The sequence below is a fragment of the Microbacterium sp. NPDC088619 genome (genome assembly GCF_044752825.1).
Classification (GTDB): Bacteria; Actinomycetota; Actinomycetes; order Actinomycetales; family Microbacteriaceae; genus Microbacterium.
In genome coordinates this window covers 897,591-910,948 of sequence record NZ_JBIVLZ010000001.1, presented here as the reverse complement: position 1 = coordinate 910,948, position 13,358 = coordinate 897,591, and the positions used below count along the sequence as shown (strand labels likewise).

At 67.3% G+C, this 13,358-nt stretch carries 10 protein-coding genes; 4 read left to right on the top strand and 6 right to left on the bottom strand.

The window, feature by feature from the left end:
• Positions 1 to 13 precede the first annotated feature (13 nt).
• Positions 14 to 1,705, top strand: a complete 1,692-nt coding sequence (locus tag ACIP5T_RS04720) for a SulP family inorganic anion transporter (protein WP_400860968.1) — start codon at positions 14 to 16, stop codon at positions 1,703 to 1,705.
• Between the two features lie 107 nt (positions 1,706 to 1,812).
• The gene (locus ACIP5T_RS04715) at positions 1,813 to 4,146 is read left to right on the top strand and encodes an arylsulfatase (RefSeq protein WP_400860966.1); all 2,334 of its coding nucleotides are present in this window, start codon (positions 1,813 to 1,815) and stop codon (positions 4,144 to 4,146) included.
• 18 nt (positions 4,147 to 4,164) lie between these two features.
• Here the strand turns inward: ACIP5T_RS04715 and ACIP5T_RS04710 are convergent, their stop codons facing one another.
• From ACIP5T_RS04710 to ACIP5T_RS04685, 6 genes are all read right to left on the bottom strand, one after another.
• Positions 4,165 to 5,793 (bottom strand): SulP family inorganic anion transporter, encoded by a 1,629-nt coding sequence (locus ACIP5T_RS04710; RefSeq protein WP_400860965.1) that lies wholly within the window; start codon positions 5,791 to 5,793, stop codon positions 4,165 to 4,167.
• A 70-nt stretch (positions 5,794 to 5,863) separates the two neighbouring features.
• Positions 5,864 to 6,565, bottom strand: coding sequence for a potassium channel family protein (locus ACIP5T_RS04705; RefSeq protein WP_400860963.1), 702 nt, complete (start codon positions 6,563 to 6,565; stop codon positions 5,864 to 5,866).
• Positions 6,562 to 7,869 carry an ion channel protein gene (locus ACIP5T_RS04700; protein WP_400860961.1) on the bottom strand — a complete coding sequence of 436 codons (1,308 nt, stop codon included), beginning with the start codon at positions 7,867 to 7,869 and terminating at the stop codon, positions 6,562 to 6,564. Before ACIP5T_RS04700 ends, ACIP5T_RS04705 begins: the two co-directional genes overlap by 4 nt.
• A complete protein-coding gene (locus ACIP5T_RS04695; protein WP_400860959.1) occupies positions 7,866 to 8,984 on the bottom strand; it encodes an AI-2E family transporter in 1,119 nt (372 codons plus the stop codon). The genes ACIP5T_RS04700 and ACIP5T_RS04695 overlap by 4 nt, the downstream gene beginning before the upstream one ends.
• The gene (locus ACIP5T_RS04690; protein WP_400860958.1) at positions 8,981 to 9,937 is read right to left on the bottom strand and encodes an HAD family hydrolase; all 957 of its coding nucleotides are present in this window, start codon (positions 9,935 to 9,937) and stop codon (positions 8,981 to 8,983) included. The genes ACIP5T_RS04695 and ACIP5T_RS04690 overlap by 4 nt, the downstream gene beginning before the upstream one ends.
• Positions 9,938 to 10,066: 129 nt before the next feature.
• Complete coding sequence (locus ACIP5T_RS04685) at positions 10,067 to 10,564, bottom strand: MarR family winged helix-turn-helix transcriptional regulator (protein ID WP_400860956.1); 498 nt, start codon at positions 10,562 to 10,564, stop codon at positions 10,067 to 10,069.
• A 128-nt stretch (positions 10,565 to 10,692) separates the two neighbouring features.
• Between ACIP5T_RS04685 and ACIP5T_RS04680 the strand changes: the two genes are divergently transcribed.
• Entirely contained in the window at positions 10,693 to 11,484 is a 792-nt protein-coding gene (locus ACIP5T_RS04680) for an SDR family NAD(P)-dependent oxidoreductase (protein WP_400860954.1), read from the top strand.
• Positions 11,485 to 11,548: 64 nt separating this feature from the next.
• Complete coding sequence (locus ACIP5T_RS04675) at positions 11,549 to 13,144, top strand: MFS transporter (RefSeq protein ID WP_400860952.1); 1,596 nt, start codon at positions 11,549 to 11,551, stop codon at positions 13,142 to 13,144.
• The last annotated feature ends 214 nt before the right edge of the window (positions 13,145 to 13,358 follow it).

The window sequence follows — 13,358 nt, the reverse complement described above, 5'->3', positions numbered from 1 at the left end:
CGCTCCGATGCAGATGACCGGGGACGAGATGCGACAGCGCTGGCTGCGCTATCGGCGTCGCTTCGGCTCGAGACGCACCATCCTCAGCGACCTCAAGGCCGGAATCGTCTTGGGAGTCGAGAGCGTTCCGGACGGGCTCGCGTCGGGTCTGCTCGCCGGGGTGAATCCCGTGATGGGGTTGAACGCGTACATCGTTGGTACTTTCGCGGGCGCACTCGCGACGGGCTCCGTCTTCATGTCGGTGCAGGCGACGGGGGCGATGGCGGTGATCATCGCCGATGTCCCCGAGGTGCACGGAGACGACGGCATGGGGGCGATGGCCATGTTGACCGTGATGGCCGGGGTCGTGATGCTGGTGCTCGGCATCGCGCGACTGGGCAGCCTCGTCCGCTTCATCCCGACCGCCGTGCTGATCGGCTTCGTCAATGCGGTCGCCGTGAACATCGTGCTGAGCCAGCTCGAGAACTTCACCGGGTTCGACAGCGACGCGGACGCTCGACTGCTGAGGGTCGTCGACATCGTCGCCAATGTGCTGCAGATCAGCTGGTGGTCGGTCCTCGTCGGCGCCGTCACGATCGGGTTGATCCTCGTGCTCGAGCGCACGCCGCTCGGTGCCCTGTCGATGGTCGTCGCGATCGTCGTCGGATCCGTGCTCGCCGTGGTGTTGCCGGACGGAGCGGTCGCGACGATCGCAGACGTGGCGGAGGCGGGACGCAGTCTTCCCTCGATCTCGCTGCCGGACCTGTCGACGTTCTTCGTCCTCATCGTGCCCGCCCTGTCGCTGGCGCTGGTCGGCCTCGTGCAGGGCGCAGCCATCTCCGGATCCATCCCGAATCCAGACGGACGATACCCCGATGCCTCCGCCGACTTCCGAGGACAGGGCATCGCGAACATCGCGACCGGGATGCTGCAGGGCATCCCGGTCGGCGGCTCCATGTCGGCGACGGCGCTCTCCCGCGCGGCCGGTGCGCGCAGCGCGGCGGGCAACCTCATCGCCGCCGTCGTGATGGTGCTCAGCATGCTCCTGTTCGGACCTCTGATCGGATACATCGCGATGCCCGCGCTCGCCGGCCTCCTGATCCTCGTCGGAGTCAGAACGGTCAAGCCGCACCAGATCGTCATGGTCTTCAAGACCGGCGCTGTCCAGATCGCCGTGTTCCTGGTCACCTTCGCGCTCACGCTCCTGATCCCTCTGCAGTATGCGGTGCTCGCCGGAGTCGGGCTCGCCGTGGTGCTGCAGATCGCGCGGCAGTCGAATCGCGTGCGGGTGCGCCGATGGGTCTTCGACGAGCCGAACGGACGTCCGATCGAGCAGGATCCGCCGGCAACTCTCGAACCGGGCGAGACGGTCGTGCTGACCCCGTACGGCAGTCTCTTCTTCGCCTCCGCGCCCTCGTTCCGCCAGCAGCTTCCGGATGCCGAACACAGCAGCCCCGGAGCCTTCGTGATCATCCGCCTCCGCGGCACGGACGAACTCGGAGTCACATTCCTCACGATGATCCGCACCTACGCGCAGGAGCTCTCGGCGGTAGGGGCCACTCTGATGGTCGCGGGCGTCGGACCGCGGGTGCAGGCGCAGCTGGCATCGACGGGGGTTCGCGCCGTCGTCGGCGAGGAGAACATCTTCGTCGAGCAGCCCCGACTCGGAGATGCGCTGCAGGACGCGCTCGCCGAGGTGGCGCGCCGCCGAATCGATGCCGGATGACATGACGTTGCTCACCCTCCGCGGGTGACACGCGGGGGCGGGCAGCCCTCGTCGTGGCTAGCCTCCTCGGGACGGGCCATTTCTCACACGGTGACGAAGGAGAGACGATGTCGGAATTCAACGCGGACTTCTCGGGCAAGATCGAGCTGGACGTCCGGGAGTCGGTGCCGGACTGGTCGCCGTACGAGCTGCCGGTCGCACCCGAGGGCGCGCCGAACGTGCTGGTGGTCCTCTACGACGACACCGGCCTCGCCTCCTGGTCCCCGTATGGCGGACGCATCAACATGCCGACCATGGATCGGCTCGCGCAGTCGGGCCTCACATACACGCAGTGGCACACCACCTCGCTGTGCTCACCGACCCGGTCGACCATGCTCACCGGCCGCAACCATCACGTCAACCGCGCGGGCGTGATCATGGAGGGCACGAACGGCTTCCCCGGATTCGCGGGACGTCTCCCGGCCGAGTGCGCCACGGTCGGTCAGATCCTGCAGCAGAACGGGTACTCGACGTTCTGGGTCGGCAAGAACCACAACGTCCCGGAAGAGGACGTCTCCCCGGGCGGGAACCGCTCGATGTGGCCCCTCCAGCTCGGATTCGATCGCTTCTACGGCTTCCTCGGCGGTGAGACGAACAACTGGTACCCCGACCTCGTCGAGGACAACCATTTCATCGAGGCCCCCGCGACTCCAGAGGAGGGGTACCACCTCTCGAAGGACCTCGCAGATCAGGCGCTGCGGATGATCCGCAATCAGCAGTCCTCGAACCCGTCGAAGCCCTGGTACATGTGGTTCTGCCCGGGTGCCAACCACGCGCCCCACCACGCGCCGCAGGAGTACATCGACAAGTACAAGGGCGCGTTCGACGACGGCTATGACGCCTATCGCGAGTGGGTGCTCGCCCGCATGGTCGAGAAGGGCATCGTCCCTGAGGGCACCGCTCTGACGCCCATCAACCCGCTGCCGGACGACGTCGCGAACCCCGCGGACGAGGTACGCCCCTGGGATGAGCTGAACGACGATGAGAAGCGCCTGTTCGCGAAGTTCGCCGAGGTGTTCGCCGGGTTCTCGGAGTACACCGACGCGCAGGTGGGCCGGATCATCGACTATCTCGAAGAGAGCGGTCAGTTGGAGAACACGCTGGTCTTCTACTGCGCCGACAACGGCGCGTCAGGGGAGGGGTCGCCCAACGGCTCGGTCAACGAGAACAAGTTCTTCAACGGGTATCCCGACGACCTCGCCGAGAATCTGGCGATGCTCGATCGTCTCGGCTCCGCCGACACCTACAATCACTACCCCACAGGGTGGGCGGTCGCCTTCTCGACACCGTTCCAGATGTTCAAGCGCTACTCGCAGTTCGCCGGCGGCACCTGCGATCCGATGGTGATCCACTGGCCCAAGGGGATCCAGGCGCAGGGAGAGCTGCGTCATCAGTACCATCACTCGGTCGACGTCGTCGCCACGGTGCTCGACGTGGTCGGCATCGAGATGCCGGAGACATTCCGCGGCGTGCAGCAGCATCCGCTCGATGGGGTCTCGATGAAGTACAGCTTCGATGCGGAGCCGGATGCCGCAAGCGAGAAGAAGACTCAGTACTATGCGATGCTCGGCACGCGAGGGATCTGGAAGGACGGCTGGAAGGCGGCCGCCGTGCACGCCCCGCTGACCGGCAAGGGGCATTTCGAGGACGACGTGTGGGAGCTCTACAACGTCGAGATCGACCGTTCGGAGTCGAACGACCTCGCAGCCAGTGAGCCGGAGAAGCTGAAGGAGCTCATCGCCGCGTGGTTCGAGGAGGCCGACGCCAACTTCGTCCTTCCGTTGGACGATCGCTCCGCGAGAGAGCAGCTCACCATCGATCGGCCTCAGGCCGAGAGGCCCCGGGAGCGCTACATCTACTATCCCGACACCGCAGCGGTGCCTGAGAGCGTCGCCGTCAACGTCCGAGGGCGCTCGTACAAGATCATCGCCGACGTCGTGCTCGATGAGGGCGCGCAGGGAGTGCTTTTCGCCCATGGATCGAGGTTCGGCGGGCACTCCCTGTTCATCAAGGACAACCGCCTGACGTACGTCTACAACTTCCTAGGGATCCCGCCGGAGCAGACGTTCACCTCCGGGCAGCTGACTCCCGGTCCGCATACCCTCGGCGTCGAGTTCGTCCGAGAAGGCGCGGGGGAGCACGGAGAGTCGCTCGGCACCGCCACTCTCTACGTCGACGACCAGGCAGTCGCCTCCGGGCCGATGCGCGCTCAGATCGGCAAGTTCACGCTGTGCGGCGACGGTCTCTGCATCGGATGGGACAGCGCCGATCCTGTGAGCAGCCAGTACGGTGTCCCGTTCCCGTTCACCGGCGGCAAGCTGCTCGGGGTCGGTGTCGATGTGAGCGCCGAGCAGTATCTCGACCTCGAACTCGAGGCCGCAGCGATGCTGTCGCGCGAGTAGCGAGCCGAGCCCCCGCCGCTACTCGGTCGCGGTGAAGGCCTCCTCGACGCTCGCGTGCACGCGGCCCTCGGCGATCATTCGCTGATACCACTCCGTCTTCACCGCGATCGAGGTGGCGCGCTCCGGAAGCGCGGCGATGTGCAGCGCGATGCCCATCGCCGCCAGCTCGCGATCGAGGTCTTCGAGTGTGTCGAGGACGGTGATGGTCACGATGTCCAGTCGTAGGGCGTCGAGGATCACCACCCGAATCGGCTCCGGCCGGCTGCCCGCGATATCGATGATGGCCCGCTCGCACGCGAGGGCGTTGGCGGTGTAGAGCCCGCGGACGGTATGGATCGCGATGCGTCCGTCACGTTCTCCGACGATGTCGAGCTTCGGGATGTTGAGCTCGCGCAGAACCAGGATCAGCGTGAGGGCCACCCCGGCCGCCACCGCGGCGAGCAGCCCGACGGTCAAGCCGAGCACGGCGACGAGCAGGGCGATCCAGAAGTCGATGGGACTGATGCGAGCCCAGCGCACGAGCATCGGGATGTCGATGAGTCCGGCGACGGCGAGGAAGACCATCGCCGCGAGAGTCGCCTGGGGAAGCATCGAGACCACCGGCCCGAGGAAGACCGCGACGACGATCGCGAGCGCGACCGTGACGAGGGTCGCGAGCTGCGTCCTGGCGCCGGCATCCCGGTTGACAGCGCTCTGCGAGAATCCACCTGCGGCGGGGAGAACGGTGAAGAACGTGCCGGCGAGATTGGCGGCCCCGACCGCGACGAGTTCCTGGTCCGCGTCGATCGCCGGTTCCGACATGCGCCGCATGCTGCGCGCGACCGCCGCGGTCTCGAGGAACACCATGACCGCGATCGCGAGTGCTCCGGGCAGCAGTGCACCGATCTGAGTGAGGTCCGGCAGGCCCGGTGTCGGCAGCCCCGACGGCACGCGATCGATGAGTTCCACGCCCTTCTCGTCGAGGTCGGCCAACGCCACGAGGACGATGCCGGCCACGACCACGACGAGAGTGCCAGGGACCCGCGGTGCGAACCTCTTCAGCAGCAAGAGCACGATCAGGCTTCCGACCGAGAGGGCGAGGGTCGGCAGATTGATGCTCCCTGCAGCCGTGATCGCGGCCCCGATCGTGCGAAAGAACCCCTCACCCGAGACTTCCGTCGTCTCGCCGAGGAGCTTCGGGAGCTGCCCGACCGCGACCGTCCCGCCGACGCCGATCTTGACGCCCAGGATCGTCGCCGCACTGATGTTCTCGACCAGTGACCCCCATCGCAGCAGCCGCGCCCCTACCAGCAGCAGACCCACCAGCATCGCCAGGGTCATCAGGCTTCCTGCCGGGTCCTCGACACTCGACGCGACGGATGCCGTCACCAGCGTCGTGGCCGTGAGGGTCGCGATGGTCGAGGTCGTCGACACGCTCATCGCGCGGGAACCGCCGAGCAGCGCGTACACGAGCATCGGGATGATGCAGGTGTAGAGGCCCACCTGCACCGGGAGGTTCGCGATGGTGGCGTAGGCCATAGCCTGCGGCACCACGACGGCGCCGGCTGCGAGACCGGCGACGACATCGGGCACGAGCCATTCGCGACGGTATCCCGCCATGCTCGGCAGGAGAACTCGCGGGGCGCGCCGCGGGGCGTGGTCGCTCATGTGCTCATGTTGGCATCGCTGAGCGGAGCGCTCTGCGGCACGTCACCCGTCGCGGGCGAGGCGTCATCGGTCAGACCTCTTCTCGGGTCTCTTCCCGGTGGGTGATCCGCCGCACGCGGTCACCGATGTAAGAGATGACGAGCGCCGAGGTGGTGCCCACGATCGCGATGCCGCCGATCATCAAGCACACCGCGTACACCCGTCCGAGGGTCGTCACCGGGTAGGTGTCGCCGTAGCCGACCGTCGCGATCGTGACGCACGCCCACCAGATCGCCGTGCCGAAGTCGACGATCGTCGCGTCGGGGGCGCCTCGCTCCACCTGCAGGGTGGCGAGAGAGATGAAGTACACGAACAGCACCGTGTAGGCGAGGGCGAAGGTGATGATCTGGGCCCTGACCGCGTTGCCCGTGCGGCGGTGGAAATAGGGCAGCCCGCGAGCGAGCTCGACCACGCGGAACGCCCGGAACAGGGGGACGAGAACCGAGAGGACCTCGATGGGATGGTGCACGAGGAACGCGATCCGCCCGCCGGCCGGGGTGAGCACCACTCGCACGATGAGGTCGACGACCAGTGCGAGCCAGGTGATCGCGATCTCGACGCCGAGCATGATGCGCACCCATGCGGGGAGGTCGGGCACGAGCACGAGCACGGAGTAGGCGACGATGAACCCGAGGCCGAGCACCGTGAGGGGGACGGTCGCGGCGGACTCCCAGCGATCCAGTGTCGTCTCGGCATCCGCGGGGCTGGAGTCGTCGGCTATCGGGCCGCTCATGCTGCGGGCTCCGGTCGCGCCTGCGCGGGTGATCCCTCGGGCGGTGGGTGGATCAGCATCTCGGGAGCGCGCGAGACGAGCAGCCACGTCGGAAGAACGGCGATGCAGAGCACGGCGAGCACCGTGACGCTGCCGGTGACCGCCACGGCGATGAACAGCGCGATCCACCCGTCTCGGGCGATGGCGAGCACCATCCCGAGCACCCCGCTGGCGACCGCGAGGCTCACGGGGATGTCAGGGATCACGGCGTTCGCGAGGACGCCGATCGCCGTTCCGATGAACACGGCGGGGAAGACGCGCCCGCCGCGGAACCCGGCAGCTGCGGCGATCATCAGCGCGACGACCTTCACCGCCACGATCACAGCGAGGTCGGCGGCGCTGTAGTCGGCACGATTCACTGTGATGGCGGCGGTCTGTTCGAGGCCCTTGAACAGGGTGATCGGGCCGCCGATGATCCCGAGCACCCCCAGCAGCGCCCCGCCGAGTGTCACGTACAGCGCGGGGTGGCCAAGAAGGCGGAACGTGCGGTGCACCAGCGGGAACAGAGCGGCGGCTCCGATGCCGATGGCTGCGGCGACGAGCGCTATGACGCTCGCACTCAGCAGGTCGATCACGGCGACCGTGTCGTAGGCGGGAAGAGGGACGGCGAACTCGGGATGATGCAGCAGCGACATCGTCACCGCGCCTGCCCCAGCGGCGAGCAGCGGCAGGAAGAGCTTGTCCCAGAGTGCGCCGGTCGCCATCGAGCCGACGACGCCGGTGAAGACGAGAGCGGCGGCCACCGGTGTGCCGAACAGCGCTCCGATGGTGCCGGCGGCGGTGACCAGCACGACGAGCTCTCTCGAGACGCCGGGCCACAGGCTGCCGAAGGCTGCGACGAGGATGCCGGTGTTGATGGCGATGATGGGGCTCTCGGGCCCGAGGCTGACTCCGCCGGCGAGGCCCAGCACAGTGACCAGGGCGAGGGAGGGCAGCGCGGTCAGGGGCAGAGGCGGCGCGATGAGATCTGTCGTCGCCGAGTCGCGTCCGCCGTGCCCGGGGAGCAGCTGGATTCCGAGCCCGACCGCGAGTCCGGTGAGGGTGAGCACCGAGAGGATCCACCACGGTGAATCCGGGTCGATGCCGGTGAGCGCCGGCAACCCCGACCACAGCGCCTTCTGCAAGACCGCCGCCAGCTCGTCGAGACCGAACAGGATCAGGGCCGAGACGACGCCGATCAGCACGCAGGGGAGCGAGAGGACGAGCAGGCGGCCGACGGTCCAGCGCGGCAGTTCTCGGGCGGTGCCGGTCATGTCGTCGGTCATCGCGACCACCGCCTGATGCGATGTGCATCCCAGGGGATGCGACGAACGACGCGCCCATCCCTGGTCGCCGATGACGGGCGAGCGCCGCGGTCTCCCGATACCCAGCGCAGCCAGAGGGTGTCGTCACTGCCTTCGAGAAGCAGAGTGCGCGCCAGGAGAGTCAGTGGCACAGCCAGCAGAGCGCCGACCGGTCCGATGATCACGGTCCAGAACACGACGGCGAAGAAGCTCAGCGTCACGCTGAGCCCGACGGCATCACTGACGAAAGCCGGCTGCACGAACACCTGCAGAACGACGTTGACGACGCAGTACACGATCACCACGCCGAGAAGCAGCGGCCACCCACCCACCGCGAGGGCCAGGATCGCCGGGGGCACGAGCCCGATGACGAAGCCGATGTTGGGGATGAAGTTCGTCACGAAGGCCAGGACCGCCCACAGCACGGGCGCCGGCACTCCGAGCCACCACAGCGCGAGGCCGTCCAGAGTCGCGACGATGGCGCCGAACACGGTGTTCACCACGTAGTAGCGCCGGATGTTCGTGTTCAGCCGCGATATCCGCGCGATCGTCTCGGCCTTGTGAGCGCCGAAGACGATCGAGGCATTCTGATATCGCCCGGCATCCACCGCCATCACGACCACGTAGGCGCAGACCAGGAATAGAGCGACGGCGATGCCGAGGACGGCGCTGCTCACGCCCCGAGCGACGGCGACGAGAGCGGGCACGACGATGCGCGCGGCGTCACCGGAGTCCGAGCTCGGGGCTCCGGTGCCCAGAGCGGCCCAGGTGTCGAGCTGCGATGCGACATGCGTGAGATCGCCGCCGGGGGAGAGGTCGCCGAGGAGATCGACGAACTGCACTCCGGCGATCCACACCAGTGCGCCCATCGTGAGCAGCACAGAGTAGGCGAGGAGGATGATCGCCGTCACGCCGAGTCCCCGCGGCCACCCGCGCCTGACGAGAGCGCTGCTCGCCGGGCTGCAGATCACGACGACCACCAGAGCGACCGCGAGCGGCGCGATCACGTCGCGAAGAAGCCATACTCCCGCCAGTGCGATCGTCGCGCACGCCAGCACCACGAGGACGTGGGTGCCGGCGGCGCGGGGGGTGCTCACGGCACGTCTGCGGGTGATCCGGAAACGCCCGGGAACACCGTCTCCCAGTCGTCTCGCACGCTCACGACGATGTAACCGGCGTCGACGGCGCTCGCGAGTGCCGTCTCGGCACCGGCATCGTACGGAGTGTCCTCGCGGGAGTCGTCGTCATGGTGGATCAGCAGGGCCAGGCCCGGACGGGGACCTCGGCGAGCGAAATCGAGCATCGGCACGTCGCCGTTGGAGTTCCCGGCCGCGAAGAGCGGTCGGCGTCCGATCCTGCTCCAGATCCGCACGGGCTTCTCCGGCCCGTCGTCGAAGAACGCCAAGGACGGCGCGTAGCGCACCACCGCCTTCTCAGCGTCGTAGCCGAGCCCGAACGCCGAGCCGATGACACGTTCCGGCGGGATGCCGTAGTTGCTCTGCGTCATGGGTCGCATGAAATCGCGCTCGCCGCCTGACACGATGTAGCAGGTGAAGCCGTGCTGCTCGAGATACCGGAGCAGCTCCACCATCGGCTGATAGACCGCGTCGGCGTAGCGTCGCTCCAGCACGGGATGTGTCGCGGTCGCGAAGAACTCCGCCACCGACTCGGCGTACTTCTCCACGCTGACGCCATCGGTGAGTCCGCCGAGGGCTTGGAGGATGACGCCCAGATCCGAGTCGTCACCCGAATAGTGCTTGTCGATGGCCGCGCCCAGCCATGCGAGATCACCGCTCACGGCGGCGCGGTACGGCTGCTTCTGCGCCAGCTCCGGGTCGAGCTCGGCGGCCACACGCCACTGTTCGACGACATAGTGGAGCTGCGTCGGCATGGGCTTCTCCGACCAGAGGGTTCCGTCGTTGTCGAACACAGCGATTCGGTCCTCGACGGGGACCGCGTCCGGACCCTCTGTGACCGACAGGACGAAGCGCTCGATCGCGTCGCGCGTCGCACCCTGATTCCAGGATCGCAGCTGTGCCGGGTCGTCCATCGCGCTCTCGATTCTCTCGATAGTGGTGCGTCATGTGGGCCGTTCGTCGGCCCATCCTGACACCGGCCGAGCGTGCGGTGGAGATCCCGTCACCCGCTTCGGGCGAGGGTGCGCAGCAGTGCCCGGGCCTCAGTCGGCTGACGCGGTGGGGCTCCACCCGGAGTCCGGTCCGATAGCGGACGAGATCCGTCGACTGATGGTTGCGAGCTGTCGAGCTTGCGCGGAGGTGATCGCGTCGAAGACGAGCTGCTGCACGAGAGCGTGGTGGGCGGGCGTCGACCGCGTGACCTTCTCGTGTCCCTCGGCCGTCAGCACTCCGAGCGTGAAGCGCCCGTCATCGGGGTCCGCGACGCGACGCACCCAGTTTCTCGATTCGAGGCGGGTGATCGCCCGTGAGAGGCGAGAGAGCGTGCAGCTCGCGTACCCGGCGAGCACACTCAGGCGCAGCGATCGTTCGGGCGCCGAGTCGAGAGCGAACAGTATGCCGTGCTCGAAGTGCGTCAGACCGCTGTCGCGTTGCAGCTGCGCGTCGAGCGCGGTGGGCAGCCGTTCGATGAGCGTGGCGACGGATGCCCAGATCTCGAGCTGTTCCGTGGTGAGCGGGGAGGGGTCCGGCTGCTCTGACATGCCCTCAGACTAGGTCATCGTGCCGCTGGGATGGTGATCCGCGAACTTGCCTGAGCAAGTCTCAGGACCTACGGTTAACTTTCCCAAGCAAGTAAAACGGCGCGTGCGCGTCGAGGAGAGGAAGCACCATGGATCTGCAGCTGCACGGGAAGACGGCGTTCATCAGCGGCTCGACGCAGGGCATCGGGTTCGCGATCGCCTCCGCGCTCGCCCGCGAGGGTGTGGACGTGACGGTGAACGGACGTGATCAGCGGCGTGTGGATGCGGCGGTCCGGCGATTGCGCGCGGAGCACCCTGGCTCGACGGTCTCAGGACTGGCGGCGGACTTCGCGAGGCGAGAAGACGTGGGCCGCCTGACGGAGGTCCTGGGCGACGTCGACATTCTCGTCAACAACGTGGGAATCTTCGGCCTCGCCGAGTTCGAGACGATCACGGACGACGACTGGACTCGCTACTTCGAAGTGAACGTCATGAGCGGGGTCCGGTTGTCCCGGCACCTTCTCGGAGGCATGCTTGCGCGCGGTTGGGGTCGCATCGTCTTCATCAGCAGCGAGTCGGGGGTGAACATCCCCGCCGACATGGTGCACTACGGCACGACGAAGGCCGCGATGACCGCCCTCGGCAGCGGGTTGGCGAAGCGCACCAGGGGCACCGCGGTGACCGTGAACACGATCCTCGGAGGGCCGACGTATTCAGACGGGGTGGCGGCGAGCGTTTCAGCGGTGGCAGAGGCGCAGTCCCTTCCGCCCGAGGTGATGAAAGGCTCCATCATCGGTCAGAACCGCACTACGCTGCTCGAGCGATTCATCGAGCCCGATGAGATCGCGAGTCTGGTGACCTACATCGCGAGTCCTCGCTCATCCGCGACCAACGGCGCGGCGCTGCGGGCGGACGGGGGAGTGCTCACCGCGATGTTGTAGCCGCAGCCGTCCCGATAACAAGAAAAACTGCACGCCTCGCATATTGCTAGCTAAGCTAGTAGTCATGGAACGCTACAATCGCCTGCGCTGGGTGGGCCTGGTCTTCATCAGCATCGCCGTCTCGCTGATCATCGTCGATTCGACGATCGTGAACGTCGCGATTCCGGCGATCGTGGATGATCTCGGCATCACCTCCACCGAGGTGCAGTGGGTGCAGGAGGCGTACACGCTGGTGTTCGCCGCGCTGCTGCTCGTGTTCGGCAGCCTGGCGGACCGGTTCGGGCGTCGGCGCGTGATGATCATCGGCGTCGTCGTCTTCGCGGCATCCTCGGTGCTCGCTGCATTCGCCCCCGACGGAGGGATGCTGATCCTCGCCCGTCTTGCGCAGGGAGTGGGCGGATCGATGATCCTGCCGACCACGCTGTCGATCATCAACGCCACCTTCCGCGGGCGCGAGCGGGGGATCGCCTTCGCGGTGTGGGGCTCGACGATCGGCGGAATGGCGGCGGTGGGGCCGCTGCTCGGCGGATGGCTGACGACTGCCTTCTCCTGGCGGTGGGCGTTCGGGATCAACATCCCGCTGGGCATCGTCATCATCATCGGCGTGCTCCTCACGGTGGAGGAGTCGCGCAGCGACCGGACGTCGAAGATCGATGCGGTCGGGGCGATCCTCTCGGTCGTCACCATGGCCAGCCTCGTGTTCGGCCTGATCGAGGGGCGTACGTACGGCTGGTGGCTGGTCGAACAGCGCCCGCAGGTCGGCGACTGGACGTGGCCGCTGGATGTGTCTCCGATCCCCTTCGCCTTCGCACTGGCGATCGTGGCACTCGTCGCGTTCATCGCATGGGGTGTGCATCGCGAGCGGCAGGGCAGGTCCACGCTGCTGGCTCTGCGTCTGTTCTCCATCCCCTCGTTCCGCAACGGCAACATCGCGGCGACAGTCGTGTCGCTGGGAGAGTTCGGCATCATCCTCGCTCTGCCTCTGTGGTTGCAGTTCGTTCTGGGTTTCGATGCGCTGCAGACCGGGCTCCTGCTGCTCGCGCTCGCGCTCGGATCGTTCGTCGCGAGCGGTGCTGCCGGCGCGGCCAGCCGGAAGATCGCGCCGGTCTGGGTCGTGCGGGCAGGGCTCATCGCCGAGATCGTCGGGGTCGCGGGTGTCGGCTTCGTGATCGCTCCTGACGCCTCATGGGTGCCGCTCGTCCCGTTCCTCTTCGTCTACGGACTCGGTGTCGGCCTCGCGACCGCTCAGCTGACGGGCGTCGTGCTCGCCGACGTGCCGGTCGACGACAGCGGTGCGGCGTCGGGCACACAGTCGACATCTCGACAGCTCGGCGCAGCACTCGGAGTCGCCGTGCTCGGGACGGTGCTGTTCACGAGCACGGCAGGGATTCTCGCGTCATCACTCGACGCTCGAGGAATCCCTGCTGACCAGCGCGAACAGATCGTCTCGACCGTCGTCGACAGCGCCGGAGCGGCGATCAGCGGGCTCGAGGCGCAACCCGAAGCGGCGGAGATCGCTGAGGATGCGAAGGCCGCGTTCTCCGACGGCACGCGCTTCGCCGCGTGGACCGCCGCGGGCTTCCTCTCCCTCGGCCTGCTGTCGACGATCTCCCTCGGTGCGACCGCGAAGAATCGGCGGGAGGAGGACGCATCGGCGTGAGCGCCCCGCGCAGTGCGAGGTCACCTCGTCAGGGTGAGCAGCTCGTGCCGAGACGGTGAGCAGTCGATAGAACTGGAGGTATCACGACGGGGAGAAGACGCACATGACCACTGAGCTTCCGGGAAGCGTTCTGCCGATTCCTGACCAGACCTACGTGGGTCCGATGGTCCTGGATGCGAAGAAGATGGAGGACAAGCTTCCGCCCATCGAGATG